General features: G+C 64.3%; 22 protein-coding genes. 9 read left to right on the forward strand and 13 right to left on the reverse strand.

Annotated elements, in window-relative coordinates; translation table 11 throughout:
* Positions 1-322 precede the first annotated feature (322 nt).
* Positions 323-1,078, reverse strand: coding sequence for a DUF1223 domain-containing protein (locus tag KLP42_RS12155; RefSeq protein WP_215567000.1), 756 nt, complete (start codon positions 1,076-1,078; stop codon positions 323-325).
* 190 nt (positions 1,079-1,268) lie between these two features.
* A complete protein-coding gene (acnA, locus tag KLP42_RS12160; RefSeq protein ID WP_215567001.1) occupies positions 1,269-3,965 on the reverse strand; it encodes an aconitate hydratase AcnA in 2,697 nt (898 codons plus the stop codon).
* Positions 3,966-4,229: 264 nt separating this feature from the next.
* On the opposite strand from acnA, the gene ccmA reads away from it, so the two are divergent.
* From ccmA to KLP42_RS12185, 5 genes are read left to right on the forward strand one after another with little or no spacing between them, the layout of a single operon-like run.
* Positions 4,230-4,880, forward strand: coding sequence for a heme ABC exporter ATP-binding protein CcmA (gene ccmA, locus KLP42_RS12165; RefSeq protein WP_215567002.1), 651 nt, complete (start codon positions 4,230-4,232; stop codon positions 4,878-4,880).
* Positions 4,877-5,536 (forward strand): heme exporter protein CcmB, encoded by a 660-nt coding sequence (ccmB, locus tag KLP42_RS12170; protein WP_215567003.1) that lies wholly within the window; start codon positions 4,877-4,879, stop codon positions 5,534-5,536. The genes ccmA and ccmB overlap by 4 nt, the downstream gene beginning before the upstream one ends.
* A gap of 44 nt (positions 5,537-5,580) precedes the next feature.
* Positions 5,581-6,339 (forward strand): heme ABC transporter permease, encoded by a 759-nt coding sequence (locus KLP42_RS12175; RefSeq protein ID WP_215567004.1) that lies wholly within the window; start codon positions 5,581-5,583, stop codon positions 6,337-6,339.
* Positions 6,340-6,343: 4 nt separating this feature from the next.
* Positions 6,344-6,520, forward strand: coding sequence for a heme exporter protein CcmD (gene ccmD / locus KLP42_RS12180; RefSeq protein WP_215567005.1), 177 nt, complete (start codon positions 6,344-6,346; stop codon positions 6,518-6,520).
* A complete protein-coding gene (locus KLP42_RS12185) occupies positions 6,517-7,128 on the forward strand; it encodes a DsbE family thiol:disulfide interchange protein (RefSeq protein ID WP_215567006.1) in 612 nt (203 codons plus the stop codon). The genes ccmD and KLP42_RS12185 overlap by 4 nt, the downstream gene beginning before the upstream one ends.
* On the opposite strand, the gene KLP42_RS12190 is transcribed toward KLP42_RS12185, so the two are convergent.
* The 8 genes from KLP42_RS12190 to KLP42_RS12225 all read right to left on the reverse strand — a co-directional run bounded on the left by KLP42_RS12190 (position 7,114) and on the right by KLP42_RS12225 (position 14,781).
* On the reverse strand, positions 7,114-8,307 hold the full coding sequence (locus tag KLP42_RS12190) for a GGDEF domain-containing protein (protein WP_215567007.1): 1,194 nt from the start codon (positions 8,305-8,307) through the stop codon (positions 7,114-7,116). The genes KLP42_RS12185 and KLP42_RS12190 overlap by 15 nt on opposite strands.
* A gap of 190 nt (positions 8,308-8,497) precedes the next feature.
* A complete protein-coding gene (locus KLP42_RS12195; protein WP_215567008.1) occupies positions 8,498-9,082 on the reverse strand; it encodes a DUF2585 domain-containing protein in 585 nt (194 codons plus the stop codon).
* Positions 9,079-9,726, reverse strand: coding sequence for a septation protein A (locus KLP42_RS12200; protein WP_215567009.1), 648 nt, complete (start codon positions 9,724-9,726; stop codon positions 9,079-9,081). The genes KLP42_RS12195 and KLP42_RS12200 overlap by 4 nt, the downstream gene beginning before the upstream one ends.
* Positions 9,727-9,783: 57 nt before the next feature.
* Positions 9,784-11,313, reverse strand: a complete 1,530-nt coding sequence (ftsY, locus tag KLP42_RS12205) for a signal recognition particle-docking protein FtsY (protein ID WP_215567010.1) — start codon at positions 11,311-11,313, stop codon at positions 9,784-9,786.
* A 15-nt stretch (positions 11,314-11,328) separates the two neighbouring features.
* Positions 11,329-12,603, reverse strand: coding sequence for a tRNA (N(6)-L-threonylcarbamoyladenosine(37)-C(2))-methylthiotransferase MtaB (gene mtaB, locus KLP42_RS12210; RefSeq protein WP_215567011.1), 1,275 nt, complete (start codon positions 12,601-12,603; stop codon positions 11,329-11,331).
* Entirely contained in the window at positions 12,600-13,505 is a 906-nt protein-coding gene (gene dapF / locus KLP42_RS12215; RefSeq protein WP_215567012.1) for a diaminopimelate epimerase, read from the reverse strand. The genes mtaB and dapF overlap by 4 nt, the downstream gene beginning before the upstream one ends.
* Before the next feature lie 121 nt (positions 13,506-13,626).
* Complete coding sequence (locus KLP42_RS12220; protein WP_215567013.1) at positions 13,627-14,082, reverse strand: cyclic nucleotide-binding domain-containing protein; 456 nt, start codon at positions 14,080-14,082, stop codon at positions 13,627-13,629.
* A 15-nt stretch (positions 14,083-14,097) separates the two neighbouring features.
* Positions 14,098-14,781, reverse strand: a complete 684-nt coding sequence (locus KLP42_RS12225) for a response regulator transcription factor (RefSeq protein ID WP_215567014.1) — start codon at positions 14,779-14,781, stop codon at positions 14,098-14,100.
* A 117-nt stretch (positions 14,782-14,898) separates the two neighbouring features.
* On the opposite strand from KLP42_RS12225, the gene KLP42_RS12230 reads away from it, so the two are divergent.
* Positions 14,899-15,447: a L,D-transpeptidase family protein gene (locus KLP42_RS12230; RefSeq protein ID WP_215567015.1), complete on the forward strand. Its 549-nt coding sequence runs from the start codon at positions 14,899-14,901 to the stop codon at positions 15,445-15,447.
* A 96-nt stretch (positions 15,448-15,543) separates the two neighbouring features.
* On the opposite strand, the gene KLP42_RS12235 is transcribed toward KLP42_RS12230, so the two are convergent.
* From KLP42_RS12235 to KLP42_RS12245, 3 genes are all read right to left on the reverse strand, one after another.
* Positions 15,544-16,290 (reverse strand): Bax inhibitor-1/YccA family protein, encoded by a 747-nt coding sequence (locus KLP42_RS12235; RefSeq protein WP_215567016.1) that lies wholly within the window; start codon positions 16,288-16,290, stop codon positions 15,544-15,546.
* A 197-nt stretch (positions 16,291-16,487) separates the two neighbouring features.
* The gene (locus KLP42_RS12240; protein WP_215567017.1) at positions 16,488-19,034 is read right to left on the reverse strand and encodes an ABC transporter permease; all 2,547 of its coding nucleotides are present in this window, start codon (positions 19,032-19,034) and stop codon (positions 16,488-16,490) included.
* A complete protein-coding gene (locus tag KLP42_RS12245; protein WP_215567018.1) occupies positions 19,031-19,741 on the reverse strand; it encodes an ABC transporter ATP-binding protein in 711 nt (236 codons plus the stop codon). Before KLP42_RS12245 ends, KLP42_RS12240 begins: the two co-directional genes overlap by 4 nt.
* An 88-nt stretch (positions 19,742-19,829) precedes the next feature.
* On the opposite strand from KLP42_RS12245, the gene KLP42_RS12250 reads away from it, so the two are divergent.
* The 3 genes from KLP42_RS12250 (at position 19,830) to KLP42_RS12260 (ending at position 21,461) form a co-directional block, all read left to right on the forward strand.
* A complete protein-coding gene (locus KLP42_RS12250) occupies positions 19,830-20,474 on the forward strand; it encodes an arylesterase (RefSeq protein WP_215567019.1) in 645 nt (214 codons plus the stop codon).
* An 85-nt stretch (positions 20,475-20,559) separates the two neighbouring features.
* Positions 20,560-21,147, forward strand: coding sequence for an RNA 2',3'-cyclic phosphodiesterase (gene thpR / locus KLP42_RS12255; RefSeq protein WP_215567020.1), 588 nt, complete (start codon positions 20,560-20,562; stop codon positions 21,145-21,147).
* A gap of 11 nt (positions 21,148-21,158) precedes the next feature.
* The gene (locus KLP42_RS12260; protein ID WP_215567021.1) at positions 21,159-21,461 is read left to right on the forward strand and encodes a 4a-hydroxytetrahydrobiopterin dehydratase; all 303 of its coding nucleotides are present in this window, start codon (positions 21,159-21,161) and stop codon (positions 21,459-21,461) included.
* The last annotated feature ends 51 nt before the right edge of the window (positions 21,462-21,512 follow it).

A 21,512-nucleotide genomic window follows, 5' to 3' on the forward strand; every position in this document is an offset into this window, starting at 1 on the left:
GGAAACCCGCCTGACCGGCCGGCGTTTCGCGCCGGCACCCCAGCCCGCACCCCAGCGTGCACCTCTTTGGACACCCGAAGGAGCGCTCCAGTCTGGCAGCCGGGCGTGCGCCTTCCGGCGCATCGCTATTGCACAGCAAGGCCGCAGCGGGTTCGCCGCCTTGTCGTCAACCGACCGCTTTCCGCCTGATTTCGGTCAAAAGACTGCCGGAATCCGCCGGCAGATTTCCGCGTGACGGTTGGCGCCTGGCGCCATTGGTCCGGTCGGGAGCGTTGACCTTACCCCCAGCCCCCAACCCTTCCGGCCGGACTTCCCGTTGCCTTCAGTTGTTGCGCTTGCGGCCCGCCATCACCACCGTGGCGCCATAGATCGCCGATGGTTCGCCCTTGGCGGTGGAGGACTGCAGCAGGATGGCGCAGCCATCCTTCTTCGAGCGCCCCATGGCCTTTGCCGGCAGCGTGATGGTCATCGCCTTGCCTTCCCACATGCCGACGGTCTGCACGTCATAGACGCTGTGCCAGTATTCGATCTGTCGGCCGCTGTTTTCGCCGCGCGACACGTCGATCTGCTGCTGCTTGGTGAAATAGGCCACCACGACATCGGCCCGGCCGGCGCCATCGCCGATGTTGATCTCCAGTTCGTCATTGTTCATGCGCGCCACGACCGGCACCGTCAGGCCGTGGCCGGCGGCCTTGAGGCTGTCGATCTTGTCGTTGATGGCGGAAAGGTCCGTACCCTTCAGATGCTCGCGACCGTTGATGACGGCCTGGGGCGTATAGACGCCGCTGCGCCCCATGGAATGGGCATAGCCGTACTGCCGCTCGGTGTTTTCCTTGGAACTCAGCGTATCTGTCCAGCCGAGATAGTTCCAGTAATCGACGTGATAGGAAAGGGCCACCACGTCGCCCTGCTCGACGAGCTTCTTCAGCGCCGCATCGGCCGGCGGGCAGGAGGCGCAGCCCTGCGAGGTGAACAGTTCCACCACACCCTTTGCCGGGCTCTGCAGGTCGCCCGCCGCAACCGGTCCGCCGCAAAGGCCGCCCGCCAGAAGCAGGGCGGCAGATCGTGTCAGCTTCATCGGTTTCGCCTTCTGGAGGAGCATCGCTTGTCTTCGTCGCGCAGCATCGTCATCGAGTGGGAGAAAACCTAACCCGTGACCGCCATCAACCGGAAGTCACAAGGGGGTGAGACGCAGGAGGTCGTAACACCTGCTCATGAAAAAGCCGCCGGACAGGATTGTCCGGCGGCTCCTTATGCAGTCATGGCAATCAGGCGGCGAGGTCGCGCAGAACCGTCTGCAGGATGCCGCCATTGTTGACGTAGATGACCTCATCCAGCGTGTCGATGCGGCACAGGATCTTGATTTCCTTCACCGTTCCATCGGCATAGGTGATCTTGGCCGTCTTCCATTCGCGCGGCTTGATCTCACCGTCGAGGCCTTCGATCGTGACGGTTTCGTCACCCTTCAGGTCGAGGCTCTGCCAGTTGGTGCCCTCTTCGAAGACGAAGGGGATCACGCCCATGCCGACCAGGTTCGAACGGTGGATGCGCTCGAAGGACTGGGCGATCACGGCGCGCACGCCGAGCAGGTTGGTGCCCTTGGCAGCCCAGTCACGCGAGGAACCGTTGCCGTATTCGACGCCGGCGAAGATGACGAGCGGAACGCCCTCGGCCTTGTACTTCATGGCCGCGTCGTAGATCGACATCTCTTCCTTGGACGGATAGTGGACGGTGTAACCGCCTTCCTTGCCGTTCGGGCCGAGCATGAAGTTGCGGATGCGGATGTTGGCGAACGTGCCGCGCATCATCACTTCATGGTTGCCACGGCGCGTGCCGTACTGGTTGAAGTCCGCCACCGAAACGCCGTTTTCGAGCAGGTAGGCACCGGCCGGAGACTGTGCCTTGATCGAGCCGGCCGGGGAAATGTGGTCGGTGGTGATCTTGTCGCCGAAGAGACCCAGAACGCGGGCATTGACGATGTTGTCGGTGCCGACACCGGCCTGCTTCGGCATGCCGACGAAGTAGGGCGGGTTCTGCACATAGGTCGACTTGTCGTCCCAGGCATAGGTCTGGCCTTCCGGAACCTGCACGGCCTGCCAGTTGACGTCGCCCTTGAAGACGTCGGCATACTTGGTTTCGAACAGTTCGCGGGTGACGTATTTCTGGATGAACTCCTGCACTTCGGCAGAGGTCGGCCAGATGTCCTTCAGGTACACCGGGTTGCCGTCACGGTCTTCGCCGAGCGGCTCGCTGGTGAGATCCTTCTGAACGGTGCCGGCCAGCGCGTAAGCAACGACCAGCGGCGGAGAAGCCAGGTAGTTCGCCTGAACGTCCGGCGAGATGCGGCCTTCGAAGTTGCGGTTACCGGAGAGAACGCCAGCGGCAATGATGCCCTTGTCGTTGATCGTCTTGGAAATCGGTGCCGGAAGCGGACCGGAGTTACCAATGCAGGTCGTGCAGCCGAAACCGACGAGATTGAAGCCGAGCGCATCAAGCTCCTTCTGCAGGCCGGACTTCTCCAGATATTCGCCAACAACCTGAGATCCGGGTGCAAGCGAGGTCTTGACCCACGGCTTGGACTTCAGACCCTTGGCAACAGCATTGCGGGCGAGAAGGCCGGCCGCAATCAGAACGCTCGGGTTCGAGGTGTTGGTGCACGACGTGATGGCGGCAATCGCCACGTCGCCATGGCCGAGATCGAAATCCGTGCCTTCAACAGCCCAACGCTGGGAAAGCTGGCCGGGCTTCTTGTAGTCGCCTTCCAGAGCGGTGGCGAAGTTCGGAGCGATGGTTTCCAGGGCCAGGCGGCCTTCCGGACGCTTCGGGCCGGCCATCGACGGCACGACGTCGCCGAGGTCGAGTTCCAGCGTGTCGGTGAAGACGAGGTCGGAACCGTCGCCCTCGCGCCACATGCCCTGCGCCTTCGAATAGGCTTCAACGAGGGCGATGCGCTCCTTGGTGCGGCCGGACATGTCGAGGTAACCGACGGTCGCCGAATCAACGGGGAAGAAGCCGCAGGTCGCGCCGTATTCCGGACCCATGTTGCCGATGGTTGCACGGTCGGCAACCGGCAGCGTGTCGAGACCCGTGCCGTAGAATTCGACGAACTTGGAAACAACGCCCTTCTTGCGCAGCATCTGAACGACCGTCAGAACGAGGTCGGTTGCGGTGACGCCTTCCTTCAGCGTGCCGGTCAGCTTGAAGCCGATGACTTCCGGCAGAAGCATGGAAACCGGCTGGCCGAGCATGGCAGCCTCAGCTTCGATGCCGCCAACGCCCCAACCCAGAACGCCCAGACCATTGATCATGGTCGTATGGGAGTCGGTGCCGACGCAGGTATCCGGATAGGCGATGGTTTCGCCATCTTCTTCCTTGGTCCAGACCGTCTGGCCCAGATATTCGAAATTCACCTGGTGACAGATGCCGGTGCCCGGAGGAACGACGCGGAAATTCTTGAATGCCTGCTGGCCCCACTTCAGGAAGCGGTAACGCTCGCCGTTGCGCTCGTATTCCAGCTCAACGTTGCGGGCAAAGGCCTTGGGCGTACCGAACTCATCGACGATGACCGAGTGGTCGATGACGAGGTCGACGGGAACCAGCGGGTTGATCTTTTCAGGATCGCCGCCGAGAGCCTTGATGCCGTCACGCATGGCAGCAAGGTCAACGACTGCCGGAACGCCGGTGAAGTCCTGCATGAGAACGCGAGCCGGCCGATAGGCGATTTCGTTCTCGATCTTGCCCTTGTTGTTCAGCCACTCGGCGACGGAGAGGATGTGCTCCTTGGTGACGGACTTGCCGTCTTCAAAGCGCAGCAGGTTTTCCAGAAGAACCTTCATGGAGAAGGGCAGCTTGGAAACGCCTGGCAGACCGTTGGCCTCGGCCTTCGGCAAGCTGTAGTACACATAGTCCTTGCCGTCGACGGTCAGCACGGACCGGCAATTGAAGCTGTCGAGAGATTTTGTCACGGAAACAACCCCGCTGATATCAAGAGCCAACACGCGCGTGCGGACGCCTATGCACTACATGCACATCAGGATGCGGGTGCGACCATTTCCGCTGTCCGCACGAGAAGAATGAACTTCAGGTCCGGCGCAAAGTGAAAATCACGCCGGCCGCTGGCGTGGTTGCGAAGCTTATAGATAATTTCTAAGAAGTGTTCCAGACGGTGAAGGGGCAGATTGCGAGATTTTTTTGCAATGCGCTCCGCCGTGGGACCAGAGGCTCACACCATGCGGCTGATTGCCGAAAACCTCTCGGCGCATCGCGGCGAGGATCTGATTTTCTCGAATATTTCCTTCAATTTAACGGCGGGAGAAGCCCTGCTGCTCACCGGCCGCAACGGCTCGGGCAAATCGACGCTTCTGAAGGTCGTCGCGGGCCTCATCCGGCCTGCTTCCGGGGCAATTTCCTGGCAGGGCGGCCGGGGTGAAACCGGGGTTCCGGTGCGGGAAGTCTGCCACTATCTCGGTCACCGCAATGCCATGAAACCGGAACTCTCGGTTGCGGAAAATCTCGCCTTCTGGCGCGCTTTCCTTGGCGACCGGCCGGGCGGCGCCGGCCTTTCGGTCGGCGAGGCGGCGGCGGCGGTCGAACTGGAGGCGATCCTGCACCTGCCCTTCGGCTATCTCTCCGCCGGCCAGCAACGGCGCATGGCCTTTGCCAAGCTTCTGGTTGCCCATCGGCCGGTCTGGCTGCTGGACGAGCCGACGGCAGCGCTTGATTCGGCGGCCGAGGGGCTGTTTGCCAGCCTGATTCGCGATCATCTCGGCCGGGGCGGTCTGGTCCTTGCCGCCACTCACCAGCCGCTTGATCTCGTCGCTGCGCACCGGCTGCAGATGCAGGGGTTTCAGTATGCGCAGATGGAAGGGGAAATCGCATGACCGCCCTGCTGCTGCGCGACCTGAAACTGTCGATCCGGGCCGGTGGCGGTGCGCTGATCGGCATCCTGTTCTTCATGACGGTCGTTGCCGTCATTCCCTTCGGCGTCGGGCCGGATCTCAATCTGCTGTCGCGCATCGGTCCGGCGATCGTCTGGATCGGTGCGCTGCTGGCGGCGCTGCTCGGGCTCGACCGGATGTTCCAGGCCGATCGGGACGATGGCTCGCTCGATCTTCTGCTGATGCAGGAGCATCCGCTGGTGCTGACGGTGCTGGTCAAGTGCCTGGCGCACTGGCTCGCCAATGTGCTGCCGCTCGTCTTGGCCTCGCCCTTGCTCGGCCTGTTCATGAACATGAGCGAGGTGGCGATCGGCGCGGTGATGCTGACGCTGCTGGTCGGTTCGCCGGCGCTGACCTTCATCGGCGCGGTGGGGGCGGCCGTCTCGGTCACGCTGCCGCGCGGCGGGCTGCTTGTCTCCATCCTGGTGCTGCCGCTGTGCATTCCCGTGCTGATCTTCGGGGTCAGCGCGACCTATGCTGCGGTGGAGGATCCGGCGCCCTTCCTGCCGCCTTTCCTGATTCTGACGGCCATCACGATGTTTTTTGCGGTGCTGGGGCCGGCAGGCGCCGCCCTGGCGTTGCGCAATGCCGGGGATTGACTAGGATCAAGTGCAGGCCGCGGGCCGTGATTTAGAAGGACGCCATGACCGACAGCCTCGCCATTCGCAAATTCAGCGACCTTGCCAATCCGACCCGCTTTCTGGCGATCGCCGAGCGCGTGCTGCCCTGGCTTGCCGGCCTCTGTTGTCTGCTGTTCGCGCTAGGCCTCACGCTCGCCTTCACCACGGAGGGGGATTACCAGCAGGGCGATACGGTGCGCATCATGTATGTGCACGTGCCGGCCGCCTGGCTGTCGATGATGTGCTATTCGGTGATGGCGTTGTCGGCGCTCGGCACGCTGGTCTGGCGCCATCCGCTTGCCGATGTCAGCCACAAGGCGGCTGCTCCGCTGGGGGCCGCCTTCACGCTGGTGGCGCTGGTGACCGGCTCGCTGTGGGGCAAGCCGATGTGGGGCACCTGGTGGGTCTGGGATGCGCGGTTGACCTCCGTTTTCATCCTGTTCCTGATGTATCTCGGCCTGATTGCGCTGAACCGCGCCATGGATGATCCGTCGCGCGCCGCGCGCGTCTCCGCCGTGCTGATCCTTGTCGGCTTCGTCAATATTCCGATCATCAAGTTCTCCGTCGACTGGTGGAACACGCTGCACCAGCCGGCGAGCGTGATCCGCATGGGCGGCCCGACCATCGATCCTGAGTTCCTGCGCCCGCTCGTCGTGATGGCGCTGGCTTTCACGCTGCTGTTCTTCACACTGCACATCATGGCGATCCGCAACGAGATCTGGCGCCGCCGGGTGGCAACGCAACGGCGCATGGCGGCGCGTCTTGCCGGACGCGGAGACTGACGTCATGACCCATGCCTTCTATGTTCTGGCCTCCTATGCCGTGGCGGCCCTCGTGATTTTCGGCCTGGTCATCTGGACCTTCGCGGATGGTCGTGCCCGCCGCCGGGAACTGGCGGAACTGGAAGCGGCCGGCCTGCGCCGCCGCTCTGCCGCCGCACCTTCCGGGAAGTCCACGTCATGAGCGGCGAGGCCCGTGGGGAGGCCGGCGCAGAACACGCGCCCCGCCGCCGCACCATCCGGGTGCTGGTCCTGATCCCGCTTCTGGTCTTTGCCGGATTTGCCGCGATTGCCGGCAAGATGCTCTATGATCAGGATGTCAACGGGCTGGATGTGTCGGCCATCCCCTCCGCCCTGATCGGCAAGCCCGCCCCCTCTCTTTCGCTGCCGCCACTGGAGGGGTCCGAGACGCCGGCGCTGACCGATGCCGCCATTCGCGGCAAGCTCACGCTCGTCAACGTGTTTGCCTCCTGGTGCGTGCCCTGCCGTCAGGAACATCCGCTGCTGAAGGAACTGGCCGGCGATCCGCGCCTCACCATCGTCGGCATCAATTACAAGGACCGCAACGACAATGCGTTGCGCTTCCTCGGTGAACTCGGCAATCCGTACGATGCCATCGGCGTCGATCCGAACGGCAAGGCGGCGATCGACTGGGGCGTCTACGGCATTCCCGAAAGCTATCTCGTCGGCCCCGACGGCACCATTCTCTACAAGCGCGTCGGCCCGTTCGATGAGCGCAGCGTCACGCAGGATCTGCTCCCGGCGATCGAAAAGGCCTCAGGAGGCCGTTGAGGCAGAGAGCGGCGTGACAAGCGTCAGCCCTTTCGATCCGATCGGGGCAAGCCCTTCCACGGCGACACGATTGCGGCCTTGCCCCTTTGCCACGTAAAGCTGGTGGTCGGCCTGCTGGATCGCGGCGCGGATGGCGTCCGGCCCCTTGCCGATGGCGGCAACGCCGAAGCTGGCGGTGATCGGCCCGCCGTCGGCATCGAAGGACCAGTGACGGCTGGCCAGCGTCCGGCGCAGCACCTCGGCCCGCACCTGTGCTTCCGTCAGAGACGCGCTTGGCAGCAGCATGACGAATTCCTCGCCGCCGTAGCGGGCACAGATCATGTCTGGCACGGCGTTGTCGCCGATCAGCCGGGCGAATTCGGCAATCACCATATCGCCTGCCATATGGCCGAAGCGATCATTGATGCGCTTGAAGAAATCGATGTCGGCCATGATCACGGCGCCGCCCTCTGCCGCAATCCGGGGATTTTCAAGCTGCAGTTCGAAGCCGCGACGGTTGAGGAGGCCGGTCAGCGGGTCCTGTTCCGCAGCCGTGCGGTAGCGTGCGATGATGTCTGTCGTGATCGCGGCAAGCGCTGACAGAGCCAGCAGGAAACCGATCACGCTCGCCCCCAGCTGGACATAGAAGGCGTAAGGCGACTGGAAATAGTCGCGCAGCGAAAAGCTGACCAGCGAGGAGGTCAGCAGCGTGAAGAGGGCCAGTCGAAGGAAGGTCTCGATGACGACGGCGCCGACGACGGTGACCAGCAGCCGGTCGCTCCAGGTCTTGCGCGCAGGAAGGGCGCGGCAGAAGGGAATGAGGATCAGCAGCCCGCAGGTCAGATCGCTCAGGATGATTTCCGTGCGCATGTCATCCGTGTGGATCGCATAAAGCAGTGGCGGCAGGCAGAGCGCGCACAGGCAAAGCCGCAGGCCACGCAACGGATGCAGTGAAAACTGGAGGGAAATCGCCTCGCCATAGCTGAAGAACGCCAGCAGGAACAGCAGGTTGACGACCACGCTTCTGATTTCGACCGGCACCAGCGACAGCAGCGGAATGCTGAAGGCCGCAGCAGCCGAGAGAAAGCCGATACCCCAATACTGTGCGGCAGCACCGCCGCCCTTGCCTCGCAGCACGAGAAAAACGATGCCGAAGACCGCCATGAACAAGGGGAGAAGAAAAGCGAAATTATCTTCCACTTTCGATTCCCTTCCGTCGGGTCATGGCCAATACTGCGCGGATTTGATTTCTGTCAGAAGCATCCCTAGCGAATTTTCCGCCACAATGGAAGCTTGTGCCGGATATACCGCCATCGCATGCGTGTGCTGGTCGTCGGCGACTTTCCGGAAAACGCGAATCAGCTGTCGCGCCGTGCGGTCCGGCAATGCATCACACGCCCGCTTGCCAGGCCTTGACCGCCTCGACCGGCCAGATCAGCATCAGCACGTTGAGGGTGAGATTGTCGCGGATGAGGAAGCCTGTGAGCAGTTCGAAGGCAAGCGCGATCAAGACCGTCAGCCAGATCGGCGCGCGTGCCGCAAACAGGAAGCCGAGCGCCATGAAGACGGTATCCATCGCCGAATTGAGGATGCTGTCGCCCTCGTAGCCGATCGCCATGGTGGCGGAGCGGTAGCGATTGATGATGATCGGCGAGTTTTCCAGCAGCTCCCAGCCCGCCTCGATCAGGGTGGCGAGCGCCAGCCGTTTGGGAAGGCGTGCCTTGCGCAGCACCAGCCAGCCGAGCCCGTAGAACAGGAAGCCGTGGATGATGTGCGAGGGCGTGTACCAGTCGGCCAGATGCTGCGAATTGCCCGGCGTGTTCACGCCCGGCTCGAACAGCTTGATCGTGCCGCAGGTGCAGATCCACACACGGCCCATCAGGTGCTCGGAGAGAACCTGGACGGCGAGGATGATGAGCGCGACCGAAAGCCAGAAGGCGTGGGAGCGGGAGGGCGAAGCCGTCGCCACCGTCACTTGCCGTCCTCGGAAGGCTGCTCCAGCGAGTGCTTCATGATCAGCGGCATCTGCGCCAGCGTGAAGGCAATCGTGATCGGCATCGTGCCCCAGACCTTGAAATTCACCCAGACGGCATCGGAGAAATTGCGCCAGACCACCTCGTTCAGCACGGCGAGGAACAGGAAGAAAATGCCCCAGCGCAGCGTCAGCTTCTTCCAGCCTTCATCGGTCAGCTGGAAGGCGGCGTTGAAGACGTAGCCGAGCAGCGACTTGCCGAGCGCGAGACCGACCAGCAGCGAAACGCCGAACAGGGTGTTGACGATGGTCGGCTTCATCTTGATGAAGACCTCGTCCTGCAGCCAGATCGACAGCCCGCCGAAGATCAGCACCACGATGCCGGACACGAAGGGCATCACCGGCAGGTGGCGAAAGACGATCTTGGACACGATCAGCGACAGCACGGTCGCCGCCATGAACAGGCCGGTTGCCACCAGAAGCGGGCCGCCGAGCGCCGACAGGGCCGGAAATTTCTCGACCAGCCATTCGCCGCGCAGATTGCCGAAGAAGAAGACGAGCAGCGGCCCGATTTCCAGGGCGAGCTTCAGGCCTGGATGCTGTTTTTCCTGGCGGGTCGGCGTCGTATCGCTTTCAAGGCTCTGCATGGGCTCGTCTTCATCTTCCGTTGGGCTGGTTGCGATGCAAACCCGCCATCTGTGGCATCAATGCGTCAGGCCGGCAATGGCGCGGGCAAAATCGTCCGCCTCAAAGGGTTCGAGATCGTCTACGCCCTCGCCGACGCCGATGAAATAGACCGGCAGCTTGTGCTTGGCGGCGATCGCCACCAGAATGCCGCCGCGCGCCGTGCCGTCGAGCTTGGTCATGATCAGGCCGCCGACGCCCGCCACGTTGCGGAAGATTTCCACCTGGTTCATGGCGTTCTGGCCCGTCGTCGCATCGAGCGTCTGCAGCACCGTATGCGGCGCGTCCGGATCGAGCTTGCCGAGCACGCGGACGATCTTCTCCAGTTCCGCCATCAGCTCCGCCTTGTTCTGCAGGCGGCCGGCGGTGTCGATGATCAGCACGTCGCATTTCTTCGCCCGCGCCTGTTCGAAGGCGTCATAGGCAAGGCCTGCGGCATCGGCCCCGAGCTTGGTGCCGATGAACTCCGATTTGGTGCGGTCGGCCCAGATCTTCAACTGCTCGATTGCGGCGGCACGGAAGGTATCGCCCGCCGCCAGCATTACCTTGAGGCCCGAGCCGGAAAGCTTGGCCGCCAGCTTGCCGATCGTCGTCGTCTTGCCGGTGCCGTTCACGCCGACCACGAGAATGACATGCGGCTTGTGCGAGAGATCGAGTTCCAGCGGTTTTGCCACCGGTGTCAGCACCTTGGTGATCTCGGTCGCCATGATGCGCGAGACGTCCTCGCCCGTCACGTCCTTGCCATAGCGCTCGGAGGACAGCGTGTCGGTGATGCGCATCGCGGTCTCGACCCCGAGATCGGCCTGGATCAGCAGGTCTTCCAGCTCCTCCAGCGTCGCCTCATCCAGCTTGCGCTTGGTAAAGAGGGCGGCGATCTGGCCGGTCAGCTGCGCCGAGGTGCGCGACAGGCCCTGTCGCAGCTTCTGGAACCAGGAGAGTTTTGGCTGCGGCGCTGCCTCGACCACCGGCTCGTCCTGCCGGCGGGTGGCAAAACCCTTGGGAAGGACGGGGTCGGCGGGATTGGTGAAGTCACCCCCTGCCCTGCCGGGCATCCCCCCCACAGGGGGGGGGAACGCTGCGGCTCCCTCCTGCCCCGACGGGTCTGTCGTGTTCTCAGTGTCTGGCGTCGGGACGGAATGAAGCGCCGTGTCCTCGGAGAAAGCGTCCGATGGGGATTGATCCGTCAAAGGCGTGTCAGCCCCCCCACCTGTGGGGGGGATGCCCGGCAGGGCAGGGGGGGAAACCCCGGCCTCCGCCTCCAGCAGCGCCAGCGGCACCATGCTCAGATCGCCGGGAGCCGCGGCTGCCGTCACCAGATCGGCGGCGTCATCCGCATCGTCATCCGCCGGGCCGCCGGCCGTTTCCATTTCGGCAAGCGAGACCGGATCGACCGGCGAGACCGGCAGGTCCTCGCTGCGGGCATGCGGCTCGGCCTCGGCGGCGATTGCTGCCTGTTCCTCGGCCGTCAGACCTTCCGGTGCCTTGTCGTCTTCCATGGCCGGCTTGTCCTTGCCGAACGAGAAGACTTTCCTGATGAACCCCAGCGCCATGAATGATCCGTTCCGTCACGCTGCGCAGGCAGCGTTGACCTGCATTGTCAGATGTTTGCCATTGTGGCCGGTAATGGTGACCGGCACCAGATCGCGCGGCGACAAACCGGGCGCCGCCACCAGCGAAAAATTCTCGGTATGGCCGAAGCCGCTCATTTCCACCAGGATGGTCTGGCGCGTGCCGACCATCCGGTCGAGATGCGAAGACAGAAGCCTGTCGCCCGTCGCGCGCAGCCGTGCGGCCCGTTCCTTGACGAGCGCGCGGTCGAGCTGCGGCATGCGGGCCGCCGGCGTGCCGGGCCGCGGGCTGTAGGGAAAGACATGCAGGAAGGAAAGGCCGCAGTCTTGCGCATGCCGGATGGCATTGGAAAACATTTCCTCGGTCTCGGTGGGGAAACCGGCGATCATGTCGGCGCCGAAGCTCGCTTCCGGCCTCAGCCGGCGCACCTGCTCCACGAAGGCGAGCGCATCGGCGCTCGAATGGCGCCGCTTCATGCGCTTCAGGATCATGTCGTCGCCATGCTGCAGCGACAGGTGCAGATGCGGCATGAAGCGCGCCTCGCCGGCAATCAGGTCGAGCAAATGGCTGTCCGCCTCGATGCTGTCGATGGAGGAGAGGCGCAGGCGCTCGATGTCGGGCACCTGCTTCAGGAGCGTCCTTGCCAGCAGCCCGAGCGTCGGCTGGCCCGGTAGATCCGCGCCGTAGCTGGTGGCGTCGACGCCGGTCAGCACGATTTCGCGGTAGCCTTCGGCCGCAAGCCTGCGCGCCTGCTCCACCACGGCACCCATCGGCACGGAGCGGGAATTGCCGCGTCCATAGGGAATGATGCAGAAGGTGCAGCGGTGATCGCAGCCGTTCTGCACCTGGATGAAGGCGCGCACATGGCCATCGATGTGCCGCACCATCTGCGGCGCCGTTGCCTTGACGCTCATGATGTCGTTGACGCGCAGCTTCTCTTCCGCCGAGACGCCGAAATCCGGCAGCGCGCGATAGGCCGCGCCTTTCAGCTTCTCCTCGTTGCCGAGAACCGCGTCCACCTCCGGCATTGCGCCGAAGGTCGCGGCCTCGGTCTGGGCCGCGCAGCCGGTCACGATGATGCGGGCATGCGGGTTCTGTCGGCGGGCCCGGCGGATCGCCTGCCGGGCCTGGCGGACGGCCTCGCCGGTCACCGCGCAGGTGTTGACGAGGATGGCATTGTTCAGCCCCGCCTTTTCGGCTTCCGCCCGCATGACCTCTGATTCATAGGTGTTGAGCCGACAGCCGAAGGTGATGACCTCGACGCCGCTCACGGGACCATGGCCTCGGCGGCATCCGGATCGCGCGTGAAACTGCCGGTCGCGGGATCGAGCCGGCCGGACCACTCCCATTCGGCCGGGCCGGTCATGATCACATGGTCGTCGGCGCGCCACTCGATCGTCAGCTTGCCGCGATTGGGGCTGGAGGCGACGGTGATGGTGACCGTGCGGCCCGTGCGTCCCGTGCGCGCGCCGGAGACCCCGGCGGAGCAGGCGGCGGAACCGCAGGCGAGCGTCAGCCCTGCGCCGCGCTCCCAGGTGCGCGTCACCATTTCTGTGGGCGAGATCACCTGCGCAAGCGTGATATTCGCCTTTTCCGGAAACATCGGATGGTTTTCGAGAAGCGGTCCGAAGCGTTCGAGGTCGAAGCTCATCGGGTCACGGTCGACCCAGAAGATCGCATGCGGATTGCCCATGGACATCACCGCCGGCGAATGCAGCACGGGGGCGTCGATCGGGCCGATCTGCAGCTCGATGCGACGGGTATCGGCAAATTCCTCCGATAGCGGAATCCTGTCCCACTGGAAAACGGGCTTGCCCATGTCGACGGAGATCGTGCCGTCGGCATGTTCTTCCGCCGTCAGGATGCCGGCCAGCGTCTGGAAGGTGAAGGTCTTCCGGCCGGTTTCGGCCGCGAGCGCCTGCACCACGCAGCGCGTGCCATTGCCGCAGGCCTGGGCACGCGTGCCGTCGCAATTGATGATGTCGACATAGGCATCGGTACCGGCGACCTTCGGATCGTGGATCGCCATGATCTGGTCGAAGGCGGTCCGGGAATCGGCGGCCAGTGCAATCGCCGCCTCCGGCGTCACCCGGTCGGAACGGCCGCGCATGTCCACGACGAGGATCTTGTTGCCAAGCCCGTTCATCTTCGCGAATTCGACCGTCTGCACCATGGGAAGCCACCTTTCGGACCGATGTCCGTCGTTTCCGGCTATATGGCGGAAAAATGCTGCAATTTCCAGTGCAGTCGATGCATGCCGGGCCGTTGATCGGTGCGGGGCGGCCGCGGCCGCCTCAGGCGAAGCGGTGCTGCTGCGCCAGCGCCTCGGCGGCAAGGCGCGCGATATTCTGCCGGATCCGCTCCTGCAGCACTGCGGCCACAGCCGGATATTCCTCCAGCAGCCGGTGGAACAGCGTGCGGGCAATGCGCAGCACCTCGCCATCCTCGGCGGCTATGGCGGTGAACTTGCGCTCCACCATGGTGACCAGTGCCAGTTCCGACAGAAGCGTGCCCGGACCGACCGAGCGGCTGAGTTCCGCGATGCCGTCGCGGCCCTCGGTGTAGAGATCGATGCGGCCGCGTGCCACCACGAAGGCGGATTCCGCCGGCGAGCGCTCGCGAAACAGTTCCTGGCCCTTGCTGACATTGCGCCGCTCCGCCCCGAAGGCGACCAGCCGCAGCTGGTCGTCGTCGAGACCCTGAAACAGGGGTACCTGCGAAATCAGGCGAATGTCGTCACTCAGGGCCATGGGCTGTGCTTCCGGTCAGGGAACGATCTTGTAGCCGCCGTTTTCGGTGACGAGGATCTCCGCATTGGAAGGATCCCGCTCGATCTTCTGGCGCAGGCGGTAGACATGGGTTTCCAGCGTATGGGTCGTCACGCCGGAATTGTAGCCCCAGACCTCTTCCAGCAGCACGTCGCGCGTCACCACCTTCTGGCCGGCGCGGTAGAGATAGCGGATGATTGCCGCTTCCTTTTCCGTCAGCCGGATCTTCTTGCCGTCTTCGGTGGTCAGAAGCTTCTGGCTCGGCTTGAAGAGATACGGGCCGACGGTGAAGGTGGCGTCCTCGCTCTGCTCGTACTGGCGAAGCTGGGCGCGGATGCGCGCCAGAAGCACGGCGAAGCGGAACGGCTTGGTGATATAGTCGTTGGCGCCGGCTTCCAGGCCGAGGATGGTGTCGGAATCGGTGTCGTGGCCGGTCAGCATGATGATCGGTGCCTTGAAGCCCGCCTTGCGCAGCAGCTTCACGGCTTCGCGACCGTCCATGTCCGGCAGGCCGACATCCATGATCAGCAGGTCGATCTGGCGCGATTTCGCGGTTGCCATGGCACGGGTGGCGGTGGCTTCCTGAACCAGCGCGAATTCTTCATAAAGGGAAAGCTGTTCCACCAGCGTCTCGCGCAGGTCGTCATCGTCATCCACCAGCAGAATGGTGCGGGCTGCCATGCCGTCTTTGCCTTTCCGTTGGCCCGTCCGCCAAGGGCGGAGAGGCGCTTCGTTGCACGTGACATTGTGCTATCACTTCAAACGAATTCCTGTCGAAAGCAACAATGTGTGAGAGAAATGGGTGGGATAAACCCCCTTCGCAAGCGAAATGCGCTGGTTGTTCGCACCGCGCCATCAAATCGCGCTCGCGGTTTCGTGAGCATCGGCGCGCTGACGGTGCCGGCAGCCATCGGCCGTTCCGGAACGACATCCCGCAAGCGGGAAGGGGACGGCGCCACCCCGATCGCCACAATGCGGGTGCTTTCCGGCTTCGTGCGGGGCGATCGCCTGCGGGCCCTGCCGCCGACCGCGCTGCCGCTGACGCGTATCGCCAGCCACATGCTGTGGTGCGACGATCCTGGACATGCGTGCTATAACCGGCCGGTCCGCGCGCCCTTTGCGCCAAGCCACGAGGTGCTGGCCCGCGCCGACGGTCTCTACGACATCTGCCTGGTGCTCGACTGGAACGTGACGGAGCGCCGCCGCCATCGCGGCTCGGCGATCTTCCTGCACCTGATCCGTCCCGGCTACGAGCCGACGGCCGGCTGTATTGCGGTCAGCCTCCGCGACATGCGCCGCATCCTGCCGCTCCTGCGGCGCGGCAGCGTGGTGAAGGTGATGGGCTGAACGGCGCTCGGCCTGCATGCCGCTCGCCAAACACAAAAGGCGGCCCCGAAGAGCCGCCTTTCCGTCTGGTGTCGAACCTGTCTGCGCTTGGGTCGCTTAGTTGTTGCGGTTGCCCAGGAACTGCAGCAGGAACATGAACAGGTTGACGAAGTCGAGGTAGAGCGTCAGCGCACCCATGATCGCCTTGCGGCCCATCACGGCGGCGTCGTCGCCATCGAAATACATTTCCTTGATCTTCTGCGTGTCATAGGCGGTGAGGCCGGCGAAGATCAGCACGCCCAGTACCGAGACGGCGAAGGCGACGGCCGAGGAGGCCAGGAAGATGTTGACGATCGAGGCGATGATCAGACCGAACAGGCCCATGATCATGAACGAGCCCATGGCGGTCAGGTCACGCTTCGTCGTGTAGCCGTAGAGCGACAGGGCGCCGAACGAGGCGGCCGTCACGAAGAAGGTCTGCACGATGCTCTGGCCGGTAAAGACCAGGAAGATCGACGACAGCGACAGGCCCATCAGCGCGGCATAGACCCAGAAGGTCGTCTGCGCGGCGGAGACCGACATGCGGTTGATGCGGAAGCTCAGGAAGAAGACCATCGCCAGCGGCGCCAGCATCACGACCCACTTCAGGGGGCTCGCGTAAAGCGCGACGCCGAACGAGGTCAGCTGGCCGCCTTCGACGGCAAGCTGCCACGTGCCGAATGCGGCAAGGCCGGTGATCACGAGGCCGAGCGCCATCAGGTTGTAGACCTTCAGCATGTAGCTGCGAAGGCCCTCGTCGATCATCGCGCCCGTCTGGGCACGCGTCTGTGCCGCACGGTTCTGGAAGTTGTAACGGTCAGCCATTTTGTCCTCTCAAAGCTCCGGTGTTGCTACGGTGTCGGGTCGTTCAAAACCCTGGCGCCGCTGCGGAGCCTCAGCAAGCATGCCTGAAATATGCGCTGTCCCGCTTGCGGGTTCAAGTGGCGGCGGCCCGATTCGGGCCGGATTCGCCAAGGTGAAGAAGATTTAATCCGGCAGGATCTCTGCAACCTTCGGTGAGGCTACAGTTCCCGAAGCACCGGAGCGGCCTTCTGCCCGAGAATGCGCCAGGTGCCGGCAAGCCCGATTCCCACCGTCAGCACCAGCGCACCCACAACGGTCATCGCCGCCACGTCGGGCAGGAAGCTTGCCGGCAGCTTCATGATGCGGCTGACCACGAACCAGGCTGACAGGCCGCCGGCCACCAGCGCGAAGACGGCGGTGGCGGCGCCGAGGATCATGTATTCGTAGCTGAAGGCCCGCATCAGCATGGCGCGCGTGCCGCCCAGCGTCTTCAGGATCACCGCATCATGGGTGCGGGCGCGGTTGCCGGAGGCCAGCGCGCCGGACAGCACGAGGACGGAAGCAATGAGTGCCACCGCCGCCGCGGCACGAATGGCGGTGGCCAGCTGGCCGAGCAGGTCTTCGGCCATGTCGAGCGCATCCTTCACCCGCACGCTGGTGATGGTCGGATAGGCATTGGTCACCGCCCGCAGGATCGCGCCCTCCTGTGCAGCGGTAAGGGACGCATCGCTCAGCGTCGCCAGCCAGGCATGCGGTGCGCCGCGGAAGGTGTTGGGCGAAAAGACCATCACGAAGTTGATCGACAGCGATTCCCACTGGATGGCGCGGAAATTGGCGATCCTCGCGGTGATGTTGCGGCCGAGCACGTTGACGGTCACCGTATCGCCGATCTTCAGGCCGAGTTCGCCGGCCTCCTCGGCGGAGAAGGAGACGAGCGGCTCGCCCTCGTAGTTCTCCGGCCACCAGTTCCCCTCCGTCAGGCGGGAATTGGCGGGCAGGCTGGCCTCGTAGGTGATGCCGCGATCGCCGCGCAGCACCCAGCGACCGGCGGGCGGCACGTTCATCTGGGTGACGTCCTGGCCGTTGAAGGCCATGATGCGGCCGCGCAGCATCGGCACCTGGGTGATCTCGCTCTTCGGCGCCTGCTGTTCGAGAATGTCGAGGAAGCCTTCACGCTCGCTGCCCTGGATGTCGACGAAGAAGAAGTTGGGCGCCTCCTGCATCATGGTTCCGGTCAGCTGGCGGCGCATGTTGCCGTCGATCAGCGACAGCGTGACGAGAAGCGCAAGGCCGAGGCCGAGCGACAGCACGACGGAGGGCGTCAACGCTCCCGGCCTGTGGATATTGCCGATCGCCAGCCGGAGTGCCGGCGAGGAGACCCGCGGCGCGCGTCGGGCAAGCGCCGCGATGCCGGCGGCCACCAGCCGCAGCAGCACGAAGGCGGCGGCCACGGCGCCGAGAAACACCACCGCGATGAAGCGGTCTTCCGCCGAGAGGATCGCCAGTGCCGAGAGCGCTGCCAGCGCAAGCGCACCCGCCGTCAGATAGGGCCAGGAGGGCAGCCGGCTCTGGTCGAAGCTCTGTTCGCGAAACAGGGCCGTTGCCGGCACTTCGCGCGCATGGCCGAGCGGCAGCACGGCGAAGGCGAAGGTGGTCAGCAGGCCAAACAGCGCGGCAAGGCCGAGCGCCGAGGGGTAGAAGGTGGTTTCCGCCGGAACCGGCAGGACGCCTTCCAGAAAGCGCAGCGCCGCAAAGGGCGCGGCGGCCCCGACAAGGAGACCGATCGCGATGCCGACGGCGCCGATGACCAGGATCTGGAACAGGTAGATCAGCGTCACCACGAAAGCCGGCGCCCCGAGGCACTTGAAGGTGGCAATCGTGGTGCGCTTGGAATCGAGGAAGGCCCGCACCGCATTGGCGACGCCGACACCGCCGACGATCAGCGCGGTCAGGCCGACGAGCGTCAGGAACTGCGAGAAGCGGTCGACGTTTTCGGTGAGCGAGGGGGCTGCGCGATCGGCGGTGCGGATCGACCAGCCGGCGGCGGGAAAGGCCTCATTGGCCCGTTCGGTCAGCACCGCGCGCGACAGCGGCTGCGGCATCTTCACCTTGTAGGCATGTTCCACCAGGCTTCCGGTCTGGATGAGGCCGGAGGCCACCAGCGCCTCGCGGCTGAGCAGCAGCCGCGGTGCAAAGCCGAAGCCTTCGGAAAGCGCATCCGGCTCGGTCACCAGCGCGGCGGTCATGCGGATGCGGGCATTGCCGAGCAGCAGTTCCTGTCCGGTGCGGATCCCGAGGCGTTCCAGCAGAAGCGGGGCGGCCACGGCACCGTAGACGCCATCCTGTTCGGCGAGCAGGCGCGACAGCGGCTGGTCCGGATCCGTGACGACCGTTCCGTAGAGCGGATAGGCGCCGTCGACGGCCTTGACCTCCACCAGCGCCTGTTCGGCGCCGTTCGGAAGGCGCACCATGGATCGAAGTCCGGTCGAGACCGAGACTTGTCCCAGTCGGTCGAGGAAGGCCTGTTCCTCGGGCGTCGCCTCGCGATTGTTCAGCTCGAAGCGCACATCGCCCGCCAGCAGTGTCTGGCCCTGCGTGGCGATCGCGCCGGTGATGGCACGCGAGACCGAGTTGACTGCTGCGATGGCGGCTGTCCCCAGCGCGATGCAGGCGAGGAAGATGTAGAAGCCGGAAAGGCCGCCGCGCAACTCCCGCAGCGCGAGCTTCCAGGCGATCGACAGGCGGAAAAGGCCGGCGCCGTTCATGCGAAGGCCGCCGCCGGGCTGGTCGCGCCGGCGCTGTCGGCGGCAATCTCGCCGGAGCGGACGCGGATCTGGCGGGTGCAGCGGGCGGCGAGCGCGGTGTCATGCGTCACCAGCATCAGCGTCATGCCGCGCTCCTTCTGCTTGGCAAACAGCAGATCGGCGATCTGGCGCCCGGTCTCGGTGTCGAGGTTGCCGGTCGGCTCGTCGGCAATCAGCACGGCTGGCGAGGGGGCAAGGGCGCGGGCAATCGCCACGCGCTGCTGCTCGCCGCCGGAAAGCTGGCCCGGATAATGGTTCAGCCGTTCGCCGAGGCCGACCGCGGTCAGCTCCCGCCGGGCAATCTCGAAGGCGCCGGGCGTATTGGCCAGTTCCAGCGGCACCGCGACGTTCTCGATCGCCGTCATGTTGGCGATCAGGTGGAAGGACTGGAAGACGATTCCAATGTTGCGGCCGCGGAAATCCGCCAGCGCATCCTCGTGCAATGCGTGCAGCGGCGTGTCGAGCATGTGGATCTCGCCGCTGTCCAGCCGCTCGAGACCGGCCAGCACCATCAGCAACGTCGACTTGCCGGAACCGGAGGGGCCGACAATGCCGACAGCCTCACCTTCGCCAATTTTCAGGTCGATGCCCTTCAGAACATGGACGGCGGCTGCGGCGCTTCCCAGCGTCAGATCCGCCTTCTTCAGCGTAATGATGGTTCTTGCCACGGCAAACGATCCTATATTGGCCACAGAACTGTTTCGAGACTACGTTTGCCGCAGTGCGGCGGACCTGTTCAATCTAGGGATGGATTTCATGAAATTCAAAGCAGTCTGGCTTCACGTGATTGTCATTGCCGGTCTTGCCGTCGCAGGGATTCTCCCTGCCCAGGCGAAGAGCCTGCAGATCGTCGGCCTGGGGGACAGCCTCATGGCCGGATACCAGCTTCCTCCGTCGAAATCCTATCCGGCACAGCTGGAGGCCGCGCTGGAGGAGCGTGGCCATGATGTCGAGGTGCTGAATGCCGGCGTTTCCGGCGATACCACCGCAGCGGGTCTCGCCCGGCTGGACTGGTCGGTGCTCTCCGGCACCGACGGCGTGATCCTCGAGCTTGGCGCAAACGACGCCTTGCGTGGCATTTCGCCGGAGCAGACGGAAAAGAACCTGGACGCCATGCTGGCGCGCCTGAAGGAGCGAAAAATCCCCGTTCTGCTGATGGGCATGATGGCGCCGCCGAACATGGGCGGCGATTATGCGGAGAAGTTCAACGGCATCTATCCGCGCCTGGCGGAGAAATATGGCGTGCCGCTTTATCCGTTCTTCCTCGATGGCGTGGTCACGCATCCGGATCTGCAACTGCAGGATGGCATGCATCCCAATGACCGGGGCGTCTCCGTGATGGTGGACCGTTCTCTGCCGGCGGTGGAGGCCTTCCTCAAGGGGCTGCCCGGCGACGGTTGATTGTGCAGGGCAAAAATTGGTGCTTGCGCGGAACGCCGATGCATGTTCCGCTATTGCTGTCGCAAGAGATTCGAGGAGGTTCGCTATGCCGAGACTTTTCACCGCCCTCGAAATCCCGCGCAATGCCGCCATGAGCCTCTCCCTGCTGCGTGGCGGTCTCCCAGGTGCGCGCTGGATCGATGTCGAGAACTACCACATCACATTGCGTTTCATCGGCGATGTCGACGGCCGAACGGCCGACGAGATCGTCAACCGGCTGGACAGGATCGACCGGGAGGAATTCCAGTTGAGCCTCACCGGCATCGGTTCCTTCGGCTCGAAGAAGCCGCATTCCGTCTGGGCCGGTGTTTCGCCCGCGCCGGAAATGACGGCGCTGCAGGCGGAAATCGAGAGGATCTGCCAGCGGGTGGGCCTGCCGCCCGACCCGCGCAAGTTCACCCCGCATGTCACGCTGGCGCGGCTGAAGTCCTCGCGGCTCGACGACGTGGTGCATTATCTTTCGGGCCGCGGCAATTTCTACACGGCGCCCTTTACCGTCGGTCGTTTCGTGCTGATGTCCTCCAAGGAATCGGTGGGTGGCGGGCCCTATCTGACGGAAGAGGTCTTCCCGCTGCAGGAAAGCCGTTCCGCCTGGCGGGATGCCGGCCGGCATGCCGAAAGCCCGCTCTACTGAGGGAGGACGTCATGCGAGATCCCTTGCTGGATCCGGCAGCGATCAAGGCTGCCCTGGCGCAGCTTGAGGGCTGGGCGCTCGCGGCGGACGGGTGCGCGATCACGCGGGACTTCGCGTTTGCCGATTTCCGCGCCGCCTTCGCCTTCATGACCGAATCCGCGCTGGCGGCGGAAAAGCTCGACCATCATCCGGAATGGACGAATGTCTATTCGCGCGTCAGCGTCCGCCTGACCACGCATGACAGCGGCGGACTGACCGAGCGCGATCTCAGTCTGGCCCGGCTGATGGACAAGGCGGCCCGCGCCCGCAATTGACGCGGGAACGCCGCACCCCCATATGCGTTGCGTCATTGTGCCGAACGTTGA

The sequence above is a fragment of the Rhizobium sp. CSW-27 genome, assembly GCF_018760785.1.
In the GTDB taxonomy this organism is placed as follows: domain Bacteria; phylum Pseudomonadota; class Alphaproteobacteria; order Rhizobiales; family Rhizobiaceae; genus Neorhizobium.